Annotated in this window: 16 protein-coding genes; 9 read left to right on the plus strand and 7 right to left on the minus strand. The window is 55.6% G+C overall.

All coding sequences use genetic code 11. The features are described from left to right. Window positions 1-39: 39 nt before the first annotated feature. The 3 genes from AAC019_RS04975 to AAC019_RS04985 are packed head-to-tail and all read right to left on the minus strand — an operon-like array spanning window position 40 to window position 3,266. Complete coding sequence (locus AAC019_RS04975) at window positions 40-1,299, minus strand: ABC transporter permease (protein WP_339897479.1); 1,260 nt, start codon at window positions 1,297-1,299, stop codon at window positions 40-42. A gap of 24 nt (window positions 1,300-1,323) precedes the next feature. Beyond that, window positions 1,324-2,562, minus strand: a complete 1,239-nt coding sequence (locus tag AAC019_RS04980; RefSeq protein ID WP_339897480.1) for an ABC transporter permease — start codon at window positions 2,560-2,562, stop codon at window positions 1,324-1,326. A 2-nt stretch (window positions 2,563-2,564) separates the two neighbouring features. Beyond that, a complete protein-coding gene (locus AAC019_RS04985) occupies window positions 2,565-3,266 on the minus strand; it encodes an ABC transporter ATP-binding protein (protein ID WP_339897481.1) in 702 nt (233 codons plus the stop codon). A 343-nt stretch (window positions 3,267-3,609) separates the two neighbouring features. Between AAC019_RS04985 and nudE the strand changes: the two genes are divergently transcribed. The 3 genes from nudE to AAC019_RS05000 all read left to right on the plus strand — a co-directional run bounded on the left by nudE (window position 3,610) and on the right by AAC019_RS05000 (window position 5,462). After that, window positions 3,610-4,158 carry an ADP compounds hydrolase NudE gene (gene nudE, locus AAC019_RS04990; protein WP_339897482.1) on the plus strand — a complete coding sequence of 183 codons (549 nt, stop codon included), beginning with the start codon at window positions 3,610-3,612 and terminating at the stop codon, window positions 4,156-4,158. Continuing rightward, the gene (locus AAC019_RS04995; RefSeq protein ID WP_339897483.1) at window positions 4,151-5,008 is read left to right on the plus strand and encodes an inositol monophosphatase family protein; all 858 of its coding nucleotides are present in this window, start codon (window positions 4,151-4,153) and stop codon (window positions 5,006-5,008) included. Before nudE ends, AAC019_RS04995 begins: the two co-directional genes overlap by 8 nt. A 214-nt stretch (window positions 5,009-5,222) precedes the next feature. Continuing rightward, window positions 5,223-5,462: a hypothetical protein gene (locus AAC019_RS05000; RefSeq protein ID WP_339897484.1), complete on the plus strand. Its 240-nt coding sequence runs from the start codon at window positions 5,223-5,225 to the stop codon at window positions 5,460-5,462. Window positions 5,463-5,475: 13 nt separating this feature from the next. Here AAC019_RS05000 and glp read toward each other — a convergent pair whose 3' ends face one another. The 3 genes from glp to moaA are packed head-to-tail and all read right to left on the minus strand — an operon-like array spanning window position 5,476 to window position 8,261. Then, a complete protein-coding gene (gene glp / locus AAC019_RS05005; protein WP_339897485.1) occupies window positions 5,476-6,696 on the minus strand; it encodes a gephyrin-like molybdotransferase Glp in 1,221 nt (406 codons plus the stop codon). Next, complete coding sequence (gene moaB, locus AAC019_RS05010) at window positions 6,696-7,199, minus strand: molybdenum cofactor biosynthesis protein B (protein WP_339897486.1); 504 nt, start codon at window positions 7,197-7,199, stop codon at window positions 6,696-6,698. The genes glp and moaB overlap by 1 nt, the downstream gene beginning before the upstream one ends. A gap of 24 nt (window positions 7,200-7,223) precedes the next feature. Then, window positions 7,224-8,261 (minus strand): GTP 3',8-cyclase MoaA, encoded by a 1,038-nt coding sequence (gene moaA / locus AAC019_RS05015; protein ID WP_339897487.1) that lies wholly within the window; start codon window positions 8,259-8,261, stop codon window positions 7,224-7,226. 577 nt (window positions 8,262-8,838) lie between these two features. Between moaA and cobA the strand changes: the two genes are divergently transcribed. From cobA to nirD, 3 genes are read left to right on the plus strand one after another with little or no spacing between them, the layout of a single operon-like run. Beyond that, window positions 8,839-9,678, plus strand: a complete 840-nt coding sequence (gene cobA / locus AAC019_RS05020; protein WP_339897488.1) for a uroporphyrinogen-III C-methyltransferase — start codon at window positions 8,839-8,841, stop codon at window positions 9,676-9,678. Window positions 9,679-9,718: 40 nt separating this feature from the next. Continuing rightward, entirely contained in the window at window positions 9,719-12,262 is a 2,544-nt protein-coding gene (gene nirB, locus AAC019_RS05025) for a nitrite reductase large subunit NirB (RefSeq protein WP_339897489.1), read from the plus strand. A gap of 14 nt (window positions 12,263-12,276) precedes the next feature. Beyond that, window positions 12,277-12,630: a nitrite reductase small subunit NirD gene (gene nirD / locus AAC019_RS05030; protein WP_339897490.1), complete on the plus strand. Its 354-nt coding sequence runs from the start codon at window positions 12,277-12,279 to the stop codon at window positions 12,628-12,630. Between the two features lie 138 nt (window positions 12,631-12,768). Here nirD and AAC019_RS05035 read toward each other — a convergent pair whose 3' ends face one another. Beyond that, the gene (locus AAC019_RS05035) at window positions 12,769-13,005 is read right to left on the minus strand and encodes a hypothetical protein (protein ID WP_339897491.1); all 237 of its coding nucleotides are present in this window, start codon (window positions 13,003-13,005) and stop codon (window positions 12,769-12,771) included. Between the two features lie 170 nt (window positions 13,006-13,175). On the opposite strand from AAC019_RS05035, the gene AAC019_RS05040 reads away from it, so the two are divergent. The 3 genes from AAC019_RS05040 (at window position 13,176) to AAC019_RS05050 (ending at window position 14,882) form a co-directional block, all read left to right on the plus strand. Further along, window positions 13,176-13,835: an HAD family phosphatase gene (locus AAC019_RS05040; RefSeq protein ID WP_339897492.1), complete on the plus strand. Its 660-nt coding sequence runs from the start codon at window positions 13,176-13,178 to the stop codon at window positions 13,833-13,835. A 198-nt stretch (window positions 13,836-14,033) separates the two neighbouring features. Continuing rightward, on the plus strand, window positions 14,034-14,597 hold the full coding sequence (locus AAC019_RS05045) for a type 1 glutamine amidotransferase domain-containing protein (RefSeq protein ID WP_339897494.1): 564 nt from the start codon (window positions 14,034-14,036) through the stop codon (window positions 14,595-14,597). Between the two features lie 126 nt (window positions 14,598-14,723). Continuing rightward, window positions 14,724-14,882, plus strand: a complete 159-nt coding sequence (locus tag AAC019_RS05050; RefSeq protein ID WP_041521829.1) for a YqaE/Pmp3 family membrane protein — start codon at window positions 14,724-14,726, stop codon at window positions 14,880-14,882. Window positions 14,883-14,888: the final 6 nt, after the last annotated feature.

Genomic DNA, 14,888 nt, shown 5'->3' on the forward strand with positions numbered 1-14,888 from the left:
CATTCGGCTCAATAAAAAAGTGACTGAATTTATATTCTGTTATTCATCTTGCAACGCAATAATCGGGTTCACCGCGGCCGCTTTGGCGGCAGGTAACAAAGATGCCAGCACCCCAGAGACAATCAGCACCAACACGGCAATTAAGGCGGTGGTAAAGTCCACCGAGGGCCGGGCAAACATATCCGAGCCGCCCGTTGCCTCCAGCACACTGGACACGCCGGCCAGCAGTAGCACACCCACCACCAGGCCAAAGTATCCGGCCACTGCGGTAATCACCACAGACTCTTGCACAATCATTGATACAATTGACGACGGCGTTGCCCCCAGCGCCTTGCGCACGCCAATTTCCCGGGTGCGCTCTTTAACCACAATCAACATAATATTGCCGACACCAATAGCGCCGGCGGTAATCGTGCCCACCGCCACCAGCCAGCTAAAAAAGTTGATGCCGGTAAACAGCCCCTGAATTTTGTCGTACTCCACCTGCAAATTAAAACTACCAAATACCCCGACATCGTCCGGGTGCACATCTTTGCGCTGATGCAGATATTGCTTGACCTGCTGCTCCACTTCACTGGCATGGATACCGGGTTTAGGCTGAATCACAAAACTGCCAATCCAGCCAGACTGATTAAACGCATGTCGCAGCGTATCGTTAGGGATATGTATTTTTTCTTCGTCCTGCGAGTTGTTACCGCGCTGTTGCGAATCAAACGTTCCAATTACCTGAAAGTTAATGCCCGCTACGCGAATATCCGCACCGATGACAGGCTCGCCCGGGTCAAACAACTGCTCCTTAACCCGCGCACCGATAACGGCAACTTTGCGCTTTTGCCGATCATCGATTGCATTTAAATAGCGCCCCTCGGTAACGGTTACCGAGTGTATCGGCGCCATACCCGCGTGCGCCCCCTGTACAAAAAAAGTACCACTGTTGTTTTTATGCACGGTATACGGCGGAGTGCCCGACCAAACGCCAATACTGTTTTGACCATACACCTCGGCGACGCTCGGCACATCGCGTTTTATCGCTGCGACATCATCGGGCTTTAACGTGGCCCGTCGCCCAATCGGCAAGCCCTTGTAGGGCAACTGAGTGGTGCTGCCGCTCCAGATAAAAATATTATTGGGCGATGCCGGAAAACCATCCATCACACCATTGCGCAGCCCGGTGCCGGCGCCCAACAATACCGTCAGCATAAAAATACCCCAAAAGACACCAAACGCCGTCAGGGTGGTGCGCAATTTATGCTGCGCGAGAGAGGTGAAAATCTCTTGCCACTTATCAAAATCAATCACAGTTGCGGTCCTTGATCCATCGCACTATTCAGCCTTCATCGCTTCGACCGGCATAATTCGCGCCGCGCGCATAGCCGGCACTAAGCCCGCCAGTGCACCGACAATAATCAGTAACAGCACGGCCGTTACCGCCGCCTGAAAGTTCACCTCGGGACGACGAAAAAACTCAAGCTCGGCGCCGGATACCTGTAAACCGTAGGCCATCAACTCGACCAACCCCACTCCCAAAACCAAACCGCAATAACCGGCAATACTGGTAACCAGGATGGACTCCATTAACAAGGTGCTGACAATACTAAAAGGCGTGGCGCCCAGCGCTTTGCGAATACCAATCTCTCGGGTGCGCTCTTTGACGGTGATAATCATAATATTGCTAATACCCACGATACCTGCGGTGAGCGTGCCCAACCCGACAAACCAAATGAATCCGTTAATCGCGACAAACAGCCCTTTAATCATTTTGGCCGGCTCGGCAAAGTTAAACGATTGAATCGCGCGACGATCATCTGGCGAGACGCCGTGGCGCTGCTTCAATAATTTGATCATTTGCTCTTGCACCGCAAAACCATCGGCACTTTCATCGGGGCGCGCCCAAATGGTGTGAACCTCATTGCCCCGGCCAAAGGTTTTGGCAAAAGTGCTGTAAGGCACATACACCCGCTCTGAGTCGCGCCCGTTATTGCCGCGATCGTGAAACACCCCCACTACGATCAAATGCACGTTATTTACTTTAATCCACTCGCCCACCGGGTCCGTATTCGCGCCAAATAAACGGTCGCGTACCGTGGTGCCAATGACGGCAATTTTGCGCGTCTGTGCATCATCCAACACATTCACTGTGCGGCCGGCACGAAAGGGCACCTTATCGCGAATTTTAAAAAAACGGTCGTCGATACCGTAGGTTTCGAACATGCCTTGCTTATTGCGGTACACCACCGAACCCTGCCCCATAGAGTTAGCACCGGTGACGTAGCGCAAGCCATCGATGTTATGGCGCAAGGCCTCAATGTCTTCGTTGGTGTACATAATTTTGCGGCCAAGGCCGCGACCGTGATAGGCCACGGAGGTGGTTCCGGTCCAGATCACAATCGAATCGAGCGATTCATCGCCAAAGGTATTCATCACACCGTTTTGCATACCGCGGCCAGCCCCGAGCAACAATATCAGCATAAAAATACCCCAAAACACACCAAAGGCAGTCAGGGCCGTGCGCAATTTATTTTGTCGTAGGGTAAAGAGGATTTCCTGCAGGCCATCCCACATACTTAGGCCTCCACGGGCGCCGGGTGTATAGGTTCACCGGCAGCGTTTACCACCCGCCCATCGCGCAAAATAATCTGGCGCTGAGTCTGATCGGCGATATCCTGCTCGTGCGTGACAATCACGATGGTGTTACCCAGGCTGTGCACTTTATGCATCACCCCCATGACTTCATCGGTGGTTTTGCTGTCGAGTGCACCGGTGGGCTCATCGGCCAAAATCACTTTGGGCTGGGTCACTAGTGCGCGCGCCATTGCCACCCGTTGTTTTTGTCCGCCGGATAACTGATAGGGCATATGCTCGGCGCGATCGGCGAGCCCCACCATGTCCAAATACTCCAGGGCGCGGGCATTGCGTACTTTGCGGTTCACTTTTTGGTAGTACAAAGGCAGCGCGACATTCTCTAGCGCGTTTTTAAACGGCAGCAAGTTGAACGACTGAAACACAAAGCCAATAAACTGGTTGCGCAGCGCCGCTGCCTGACGCTCTTTAATATGATTGATGGGGTGATCTGCAAGGGTGTACTCACCACTGTCGTAGTGATCCAACACCCCCAAAATATTCAGCAGGGTCGACTTGCCGGAACCGGACGAGCCCATAATCGACACCAGCTCACCTTCGGCGATGGTCAGATCGATTCCCTTCAGCACATGCAACGACTGCTCGCCAGTGCGATAGTATTTATGAATATTATGTAACCTGATCATGGCTCTTCCTGTTGATCTTTACACGCGGGCAACCGTGCTTGCTGTCAATCAGACGCACGGGCCGCCGATTTAGTTGCACAGCCTGACGGGTTGCACAGAAGCTAGCGGGGATGGGGTACACTGAAACTTCGTTTCTCAAACGTCACCGGCCATCCCTGACCAAGCGCAAGCGGCACTATGGCGATTGCGTTATGGGTCGTGTTTATAGGGCCCTTCTTGTTACTATTACGCTATTGGGTAAGCTATTGGGCATCGACAGGGCTGCGCCCTTACGTCGAGCGCCAGTGTAACCCATTTTAAGGGCGAGTATCGCCCCGTTAACCGCGAGCCTACGGACCCTCACATGCCCGAAAAACCACAAATACTGCAGCGCCAAACCGTCGCCCAAAGCCGTCTGTTTCGCGCCGAGCAACTCGATTTGCGTTTTAGCAACGGCGTCGAGCGGCGTTACGAAAAACTCTGCAGCGGTGGGCCCGGCGCGGTACTGATCGTCCCCATGCTCGACGCCAATACAGTGCTTATGGTGCGCGAGTACGCCGGCGGCCTGGAAGATTACCATTTGTCCCTGCCCAAGGGCGCCATGGACCGGGGCGAAACACCCGAGCAGTCGGCCAACCGCGAGCTAAAAGAAGAGGTCGGCTACGGCGCGGGGCAGCTCGATTACCTAAAGTGCGTGCACTTATCGCCCTCCTATATGGAGCACAAAATCCACGTTTTGCTGGCGCGCGAACTATACCCCGAGCAGTTGGCCGGCGATGAGCCCGAGCCTTTGGAGGTGGTGCCCTGCGACATCAAAGACCTGCTGGCACTGTCGATGCGCGACGACGTCATAGAAGGGCGCACCATTGCCGCGTTATTTCTCGCCCGGGCCTGGCTGGAACAACATGGATAACGGCTCGCGGCTAAGCCGCTTAGGCGACATTGCCATTGAGGCCGGCGAGGCAATTACCACTGTCGCCCGCGAAGCGCGCTGGGAGATCACCGAAAAAACCGACTTATCCCCCGTTACCCAAGCTGATCTCGCCGCCCATGACATTATCAATTCCGCCCTGCCGTCGATTCTGGACCTGCCTATTATCTCGGAGGAGGCCCAGCTTGCGCCCTATGCAACCCGCCGCGACTGGGAGCGTTACTGGCTTATCGACCCACTGGACGGCACCCGCGAGTTTATTCGCGCCCGTCCCGAGTACACCGTTAATATTGCCCTCATTTGCGCCGGCAAAGCCGAGCTGGGGATCGTGTACTGCCCGGCCAGCGGGCGTCTGTACCTGGGGAATCATCAGCCAGAACATGGCCCGGTGGGCAGCTTTAAATCTACTCACGCTAGCCCCTGGCAGCGATTAACTTCACGCCCGCTGCCGGCGCAGCCGATGTTGATTTGCGGCCACCGCCAGGACACAGCCACCGAGGCGCGCCTTCGCCAGGCGCTGAGCCAGCTTACGGGGCAACGCGAGGCACCGGCCCGCTTAGGCAGCTCAATGAAGTTTTGCCTGCTGGCCGAGGGCCTTTTTGACCTATACCCTCGCCTTGGCCCCACCAGCGAATGGGATACTGCCGCGGGCCAGGTGGTACTGGAGGGCGCGGGGGGTGCCGTACTCAATGCAGACACCTTAACGCCACTGCCATACAACACGCGCGAGAGTATCCTCAACCCGCCTTTTTGGGCCGTGGCCGATGGCCGGGATTGCAGCCGGAGCTTTTGGCAACGCTTGCAGCTGCTGAGCCGCCCGGAAGAGGACTAAGCCTGGCCAGATACCGACGCGCGGACGATATAACAACTCGCCGTGGTGGCCGCACCGGCAAACGGTAAAAAATTCTAACAAGTTTGCGCCAGTCGCACTCTGCCACCCTCAGCGCGTGCTAAGCTCTTTAAATAGCAAAATCACAGGACGATTGTGCGCGCACTCTTGCGCTGCACAGCTGGCAAATAACGGCTGGCAAATAACGGAGAGAACCATGGCAACACGCCCATCACACAAACACGCGGGTAGCACCTTTGGGGTGTCTATCAATATCAATCACACCGGGGCATTGCGCCGCCAGTTGATATCCGAGATTACCGATCTAGAGCGCCAGGTGCACGAGCTTAAAGTTCACGGCAAAGCCGTCGATTTATCGTTAATGGCCTCCTATACCGAGCTTATCAGCAGCCGCCGTGCCTACCTTAAAAAGCTACCCAACTCCTGGTGCTGGTAATAAACGCCCCCGATTAAGCCTGTGCCGAGCGCCATTGACGCAGTGGTAGCACGTGCACAGGCTCTCCTGTGCTCACCGTCTCGCCCGCCTTTAGCCACACCAGGCAATCGGCCCAATTAACAGACGATAATGCCCCCGAGCTTTGCTGAGGGTGCAATACCACGCCCGCATCAGTCATACGGCCGCGCAGATACTCATCCCGCCTGCCGGCTTTAACCCGGTTAAAGCGCGCAGGCCGCTGGTATATCTCTAATGCCGCCGGCTCCACACCCTGCAGGATTTGCACATAGGGCTCAAGCAACAACACAAAGGTGACAAACGCCGACACCGGATTGCCCGGCAAACCAAAAAAAGGGGTGTTACCCACCCGGCCAAACGCCAGTGGTTTACCGGGTTTAAGCGCGATCTTCCAAATATCCAGCGCCCCCAGCGACGCTACCGCCGGCTTAATATAATCGGCATCGCCCACCGAGACGCCGCCGGTGCTGACCACAATATCGGCGCTGCTGGCGGCCTGGCGTAGCGCCTCGGTAGTCGCCTTAAGGGTGTCGGCCACAGCCGGCAGGTACACTACCTCAACCCCCAACTCGCCCAACATGGCCGCCAGTAAATAACGGTTGGAGTTATAAATTTGACCGGCGCCGAGCGGCTGGCCCGGCTCAACCAGCTCATCCCCCGTGGCCAGTACCGCCACTTTTAACAAAGGGCGCACGGCCACCTCGGCACAACCGATACTCGCCAGCAGCGCAACATCTTGCGCGCGCAAGCGCTGACCGGCCGTCAACACCACGCTGCCGGTGGCGATGTCCTGCCCCTGGGGGCGAATATTGTCGCCGCGCTGCGCGGCTTGCTTTAGGGTGACCTGATCGCCGCTGCGCTCGCAGTTTTCTTGAATAATGACCGTATCGGCCCCTGGGGGCAGTTCGGCACCGGTAAGAATGCGGGCGCAAGTGCCCGCTATTAAAGGTTGTGGCACCCCACCGGCGGCTATGCGTTGGCTCACGCTCAACACGGCGCCCGCGCAAGCATCAGCGGCGGCCAGGGCATAGCCGTCCATAGCGCTATTGGCCGCCGGGGGTACATCGACTTCGGCCACCACATCCTGTGCGAGCACGCGCCCACAGGCCTGCGCCAAGGGCACCGTTTGCCGGCTGGCGGCACGCTTGTTAAATCGCGCCCGGGCATCGGCGCACAATCGCTCGCGGGCCTCGGCGACAGATAACGGCGTCGCCATTAGCGCAACTGCCCGACAAAATTACAGGGCTTATGCCGCGCATCCAGCTGATCGCGAATAATCGACCACGCCGTTTTACAGGCACCGGTAGAGCCCGGCAGGCAAAAAATCAAGGTGCGGTTGGCCAGCCCGGCGGTAGCGCGAGATTGTATCGTCGAGGTGCCTATTTCTTCATAGGAGACTTGCCGAAACAACTCGCCAAAACCCACCACGGTTTTATCAAACAGCGGGGTGACGGCCTCCACGGTGCTATCGCGCCCGGCAAAGCCGGTGCCGCCGGTTATCAGCACCACTTGTGGCTCGCACTGGGCGATCCAGTGCGACAAAGTAGCGCGAATTTGATAAATATCGTCGGGCACTAAATCGCGGGCAAACAGCTGATGGCCCGCCTCACTGAGTGACTCAACCAAGGCCTGGCCCGAGGTATCGTTGGCCTCGGTGCGGGTGTCGGAGACGGTTAACACACAAACATTCAGGGGAATGAATTCACTGGAACTGCTCATTAGGGTACTCGATGCTCGGGCGGGTTAACCGCCGGTGGTATTCATAAAGCGCACAATCTGCGGCTCGTCGGTGGCCAGATCAAAGGTGTGCTCTTTGGGTTTAATGCTAATGGCCTCGGTAATCGCCCGTTGCAGCATAGCGCTGTCAAGGTCAGGGTCGCGTATCACGGCACGCAGATCCCGGCTGTGCTCTTGCCCTAAGCACAACAGCAAGCGGCCGGTGGCCGTCAGGCGCACCCGGTTGCAACTGGCGCAAAAATTATTACTGTGCGGTGAGATAAAACCAATACGTGAGTCATAGCCGGCGTGGCGCCAGTAGCGCGCCGGTCCGCCGGAGCTCTCGCTGCTGGGGGTAAGCGGGTAGCGTTGCCCAATGGTAGCCCGCAGCTCGGCGCTGGTAACAAACTCCTCAGCGCGGCCGTGCTCGGTAATGGCGCCCAGTGGCATCTCTTCAATAAAGCTGATATCCAATCCGTGCTCTAGGGCAAAACCCACCAACGTATCCACTTCATCGGCATTGCGGTTTTTTAGCGCCACGCAGTTTAATTTAATGCGCTTAAAACCCGCCGCCTTAGCCGCCTTAATACCATCGAGCACGGTGTTTAGATCGCCAAAGCGGGTCAAACTGCGAAAGCGCTCGGGGTTTAGGGTATCCAGCGAGATATTAATTCGGTCGACACCGGCGTCTTTTAACGCCTGGGCGTATTGCGCCAGGTGAGTGCCGTTGGTGGTGAGGCACAGCTCATGCAACCCCTTCAGCGCTCCCAGATTTTCCATCAGCGTCAAAATGCCTTTGCGAATCAGTGGCTCACCGCCGGTAATACGCAGCTTGCGCACCCCCATGGCCACAAACGTGCGGCCCAACTCGGTGAGCTCTTCAATGCTCAGCACTTCACTGCGCGGTAAAAACGTCATGTCCTCCGCCATGCAGTAAACGCAGCGCAAATCACAGCGATCCGTGACCGACATACGCAGATAAGTAATCTCGCGACCGAAATTATCCACCAGCGGCGTGTTAGGCGTAGGTACGGGCAGTGTTTGTGAAGCGCGGGTATCGCTCATAAAGCCTTGGCTGTTAACAGTAATCGGGGTGTGTATAAAACAAGCAGCACACAATAGCGAGCACTGCCAGTCAATCGTACCTTTAGTAACATCATACCTTTTAGCATAGACGCGCCACTAACCGCACAACGAACAGACGCGATGCGTATCGCGAGCGCGCTTATTTAGATAAGGCAATCTGTGAACCAACCCGTCAATAATACTCACAATCAGCCTGTCCGTCAGCCGGGGGGCCGCGCTGTAGATTTCGCGCCCCAGCGCGAAGCAAAACTGTGCACCACTTCGGACAGACGCCAGCCTAAAGCAATACCATTTGCACCATAAAAGACCACACCAAAAACACCCGGATCGCTCCCGCATTGTGCATTTTTGCGTGCACCGGGCTCCACCCTGGAGCACAGCTTATTTTTGGCCAACACCACGGCGGCGTTTGTAATTTAACGTAAGCAACTGTTTTTAATACAAAAAACCAGCGATTTAAAAGTATTACCCGGCCTTGGCACCGTCTTTGCTCCTACCCATATCAAACAGCGCCATAAGACGCTCAAAACCTGTGAATTAGCCAAGAGTAAGCGCCATGCACAAAAACCAGACATCAACACGCGCTCAGATACATACCCTGACGCCGGCCAAAAGCCGCCGCGCCCCGGGTAAAGTCTGGCTGGTAGGCGCCGGCCCCGGCGACGCCGATCTATTAACCGTAAAAGCACTGCGCTTGATCCAAACCGCCGATATCATTTTTTTCGATCAGTTGGTCAGCGGTGAGATTCGCGCACTTTTCCCCGAGGGCACACCCGCAGTGTATGTGGGCAAAGTCAAAAACCATCATTCAGTCGCACAGGAAGATCTCAACCAAATGCTGGTAGATCACGCCCTGACCGGCTTAAACGTGTGCCGTATTAAAGGCGGCGACCCGTTTGTGTTTGGCCGCGGCGGCGAAGAGCTGCTGACCCTGCGCCAAGCCGGTATCGATGCCGAGGTAGTACCGGGCATTACCGCCGCCTCTGGCTGCTCGAGCTCCGCCGACATCCCCCTAACCCATCGCGGTATCGCCCAGGGCTGCACGCTGGTCACCGGGCACGGCGAAACCACCCTTAATCTGGACTGGAAAGCGTTGGCCGCGCTCGATCACACCCTGGTGTTTTATATGGGGGTCAGCCGCGCCGGGCTTATCAGCACCCAGTTAACCGCAGCGGGGCTGGCGGGCAATACACCGGCCGCGCTTATCGAGAACGGCTGTCGCAGCAACCAACGCGTGGTCACCACCACCGTGGCCGAGCTGGAACAAGCCGTTAGCGAACATCAGGTTAAATCACCAGCCATCATTATGGTGGGGCATGTGGTCGACCTGCACAGCCAACTAAACGCGCAATCGCTGGTTAACAGCGACGCATTAGTCAACAGCCTAAGCGCCTAACGCATCGCCCCGCGCAACCCATTACGAGCAGAGGACAGTCATGAGCAAGCAAAGAATCATCGTGGTAGGAAACGGCATGGTCGGCCACAAATTTATCGACGATGTCGTTAAAAGTGAAAAAGCCGATCAGTACGAAGTCATCACCTTTTCGGAAGAGCCGCGCCTGGCTTACGACCGGGTGAAGCTTTCCAGTTACTTCTCGGGCTCCAGCGTCGACGACCTGATGCTGACCTCGGAAGAGGCCTACCAAAGCAACGGTGTGGTTTACACCCTGAGCGATAAAGTGGTCGAAATCGATCACGACGCGCAAACCGTAACCACCGCCTCGGGCCGGGTAGAGGGCTACGACAAACTGATTCTGGCTACCGGCTCTTACCCGTTTGTGCCGCCAATTCCCGGTAAAGATCAGCCCCACTGTCTGGTGTATCGCACCATCGAAGATTTAGAGGCAATCACCGAGTCGGCCAAGCAGAGCAAAACCGGCGTGGTGGTCGGCGGTGGCCTGTTGGGCCTCGAGGCGGCCAACGCGCTGCAAAATTTAGGGCTCGACACTCACGTTATCGAGTTTGCCCCGCGCCTGATGGCCGTGCAGCTAGACGAGGGCGGCGGCAACCTACTACGCCGCAAAATCGAAGCCATGGGCGTATCGGTACACACCGAGAAAAACACCCAGCAAATCGTCGCCGGTGATGAGTGCCGCTACCGCATGGAGTTTGCCGACGGCAGCCATTTAGACACCGACATGATTGTGTTCTCGGCCGGTATCCGCCCGCAGGACGAAATCGCCCGCAACAACGGCATCGATATTGGCGAGCGCGGCGGCATTGTAATCGACAACTTTTGCCGCACCTCAGTCGAAGACATTTACGCCATCGGTGAATGCGCCCTGTGGGACAGCAAAATTTTTGGTCTGGTGGCACCCGGCTACCAAATGGCCAAAGTGGCGCTGTCGCACATTCAGGGAGGCGACGAGCAATTCACCGGCGCCGACATGAGCACCAAGCTCAAGTTACTGGGCGTCGACGTCGCCAGTATTGGCGATGCTCACGCCCGCACGCCCGGCGCGCAAACTTACACCTACGAAGACGGTGTAAAAGAAGTTTACAAGCGCATGATCGTCTCGGAAGACGGCAAAAAACTGCTGGGCGCAGTACTGGTAGGCGAGGCCGAAGCCTACGGCACGTTGCAGCAAATTTGCGTCAACAATATGGATTTGCCCGCCGACCCAGAGCAAATGATTTTGCCGCAAGTCGAAGGCGGCGCCAGCGTGGGTATGGGTGTCGATGCCCTGCCCGATACCGCACAGCTGTGTAGCTGTTTGGACGTCAGCAAAGGCGACATCGTCGAGGCAGTGCAGGGCGGTTGCACCGATATGGGCGGCATTAAATCCTGCACCGGCGCCACTACCGGTTGCGGTGGTTGTACGGCGCTGGTTAAGCAGGTAATGGACAACGAGCTGGAAAATCTAGGTATCGAAGTTAAAAACGATATCTGCGAGCACTTTGCCTACAGCCGGGTCGAGCTGGCCGACATTATCCGCGTTAAAAAAATCGAAACTTTTGACGAGTTATTGCAAAGCCACGGTACCGGCTTGGGCTGTGAGATTTGCAAGCCAGCAATAGGCTCCATCCTGGCGTCTTACTGGAACGAGTATGTCTTAAGCGACAACTTAGTGGGCCTGCAAGACACCAACGATATTTATTTGGGCAACATGCAAAAAGACGGCACTTACTCGGTAGTGCCACGGGTTGCCGGCGGCGAGATCACCCCGGATAAACTGATCGTGCTGGGTGAAGTGGCCAAAGAGTACGACCTGTACACCAAAATCACCGGCGGCCAGCGCATCGACTTGTTTGGCGCTCAGTTACATCAGCTGCCCGAGATCTGGCGCAAGCTGGTAGATGCCGGATTTGAAACCGGCCACGCCTACGGCAAATCATTGCGTACCGTTAAATCGTGCGTGGGCAACACCTGGTGTCGCTACGGCGTGCAAGACAGTGTCGGCATGGCCATCGCCCTGGAAGATCGTTATAAAGGGTTGCGCTCGCCACACAAAATTAAGTTTGCGGTATCCGGCTGTACCCGTGAGTGTGCCGAGGCGCAATCAAAAGACATCGGCGTAATCGCCACCGAAAACGGCTGGAACCTGTACGTATGTGGTAACGGCGGTATGCGCCCGCGTCACGGCGACTTATTTGCCACCGACCTCGACGACGAGACACTGGTGAAATACATCGACCGCGTGCTGATGTTTTACATTCGCACCGCCGATCGTTTGCAGCGTACCTCGGTGTGGTTAGAGAACTTAGAGGGCGGCCTGGATTACCTCCGCGACGTTGTCATCAACGACAAGCTCAACCTTGGCCAAGAGCTGGAAGACGAGATGACGCACAACATTGGCAAGTACCAGTGTGAGTGGAAAACCACCATCGAGAGCCCAGAAAAACTCAAGCGCTTTAGCCACTTCATTAACGCGGCAGAGCCTGACAGCAGCCTCGCCTACGTTGCCGAGCGCGGTCAAAAGCGCCCAGCGCGCGAGGAAGAGCGTAAAAATCAAATCCCGGCCGTAGAATTAGCGCAGTAAGAGTGGAGAATACAATGAGTACAGCAACTGCAGAAAACACCGAAGCCACCTGGGTAAAAGTGTGCGACAAAAACTCGATTGCCCCCGATACCGGCGTCTGCGCTTTGGTAAACGGTCATCAGGTCGCTATTTTTTACTCGCGCCAGCTGGATGAACTGTTTGCCGTGGGTAACTACGACCCGCTGGGCAAAGCCTACGTCCTGTCGCGCGGTTTAATCGGCTCACAGGGCGAGCGATTTTGTGTTGCATCGCCTTTGTACAAACAGCATTTTGATCTGCGCACCGGCGAGTGCCTAGACGAGGAGGGCGTTAGCATCCCCATCTACGAGCTAAAACTCGAGGGCGACTGGATCAGCGTGCGAGCCTAGAACTCAATAACGAGCGCAAGCTGTACCGCCTGCGCTCAATCATCTTCCCCCGATAGCTTCATGAAATCGGATTTGGGGTAGCCTTAGGGCTACCCCTTTTTTTATTTTGTGCCTGCGACCTTTGCAGAGTTTAAACGATTAATCGCCACCACCGTCCGAGCCGCCACTCCCATCAAAAAAATCCGGCCCCGGCGACGGCTGATTGCCATCCGAGCGCCGCGCCGCCAAAGCAAAGGCGACCCATATGGCAAGGGCAATCGAAAAAACCACTACCCCGAGCGGGGCAATCACATTGAATAAGCTATTGTCTGAGCGCACGTCGGTCATAAACCAACAGCTCAGCAACAGCGCGATTATCACAATCAAAGATTTCATGGGCAGCTCCGGCATCGCAAGGGGTGCGGTGGTCATCCTCTCAATAGCGCTTGTTATACCTTAATTGTGCAATGCAAAACGGACTTTGTACACATACCCGCGCCCTATTCGCCACATCCCGGGGGCCAAAGCCGTGGTAACATATCGGCTCAACAGGTATTGAGGTAGTTATGTTACAAGGTGTCATTTTTGATCACGACGGTACTCTGGTCGACTCCGAGCGCAAGCATTACTTACTTTGGGTTCAGCTGCTCGCCGAGTACGGCTGTGACTTCCCGGAGGACGAATACAAAGCACATTTGGCCGGCGTGCCGACCCACTTTAATGCCGAGTATTTAGTCGCCCACTACCCCTTGCCGTTAAGCGCCGAGGAATTATTTGCCAAGCGCGAGTTATTAACCCTGGGTGCCTTTGGCAAAGACGCCTGCCCATTAATACCCGACGCGCAAACGCTGGTGGAGTGGGTAGCGGCGCGTTCACTTAAAATGGCCATCGCCACCGGAGCCTCTGCACTCGAGGTGCAGCCCACGCTCACCCAACACGGCTTTGCGCAGTACTTCCCTATCGTCGCCACCCGTGAAGATGTCACCCACGCCAAACCCGCGCCCGATGTTTATTTACACGCGCTGCAACAAATGCAGCTTGACGCCGACGCCTGTATCGCCATCGAAGATAGCCCTACAGGGTTACGCTCGGCACTGGCTGCCGGGCTACCTTGTATTGTTGTGCTTAACGAGTACTCTCGCGGGTTGGATTTCAGCGGCGCGACCGTTGTGGTCAACTCAATGCAAGCGGCGCAGCAGTGGCTAACCGAGCACTATGGCTTGTAAACTTTTCAAGTAAAACCCTTAAAATGGCGCCGCGAAGACGCCACCGGGCATTAAACTGTGCACCATTACTCGTACTAACCGCTCTATTGGCTGTTTTACGGCGCTTTTTAAAAGCTGGTTCAACCTTTGCAACAAACCAGTTAAGCGGTACCCACCGCTAACAGCTAACCCCGTTAATACAGAGTATGGAGGTTTTGTATGAGTTATTCAGTAAAAGGTAAACGCGTTGCCATTTTAGCCGCAAACGGCTTTGAAGAATCCGAGCTGCAATCGCCACGGCAAACGCTAAAAGCCGCCGGCGCAGAAGTCGAGATTGTCTCAGCTGAAAAAGATACGGTTAAAGCGTGGGCAAAGACCGACTGGGGCGATGATTATCCAGTCGATCGCGCACTTGCCGAAGCCAGTGCCGATGATTACGATATGCTTATTATTCCAGGCGGCCTGTTTAATCCCGATTCGCTGCGTAGCGATACGGATGCCCTGAACTTTACCCGGCGCTTTTTTGAGCAACATAAACCCGTAGGTGCCATCTGCCACGGGCCATGGGTGCTGATCAGCGCAGGTGTTATCAATGGCCGGGACGTGACCTCTTACCCATCCATTAAAGATGACTTGGTTAATGCCGGCGCCAATTGGCACGATCAAGAAGTGGTATGCGAAAACGGCTTAGTAACCAGCCGTAGCCCAGAGGATTTAGAAGCCTTCAATAACAAACTGATTGAAGAGCTCGCCGAGGGCAAACACAAACGACAAGTTGCTTAAAGCACCGTGCAAAGCCCGGTGTTTAACCAGACATGCGCGTGCGACATTGACCAACAGGCCCACTCAGCCTACCACCAGATGTCGTACGTGCATTTTTAATGTGGAATATGTAAAAAGGGAAGATGTATGGATATTATTCGTTTGATACTGTCGATTTTACTGCCGCCCGTTGGCGTTTTTTTACAGGTAGGCTTTGGCCTGCATTTTTGGCTGAATATTTTACTGACCTTATGCGGTTACATCCCCGGCATTATTCACGCCGTTTGGATTATTGCCCGGCGCTAGCGCTTT

Source organism: uncultured Gilvimarinus sp., from assembly GCF_963975215.1.
In the GTDB taxonomy this organism is placed as follows: domain Bacteria; phylum Pseudomonadota; class Gammaproteobacteria; order Pseudomonadales; family Cellvibrionaceae; genus Gilvimarinus.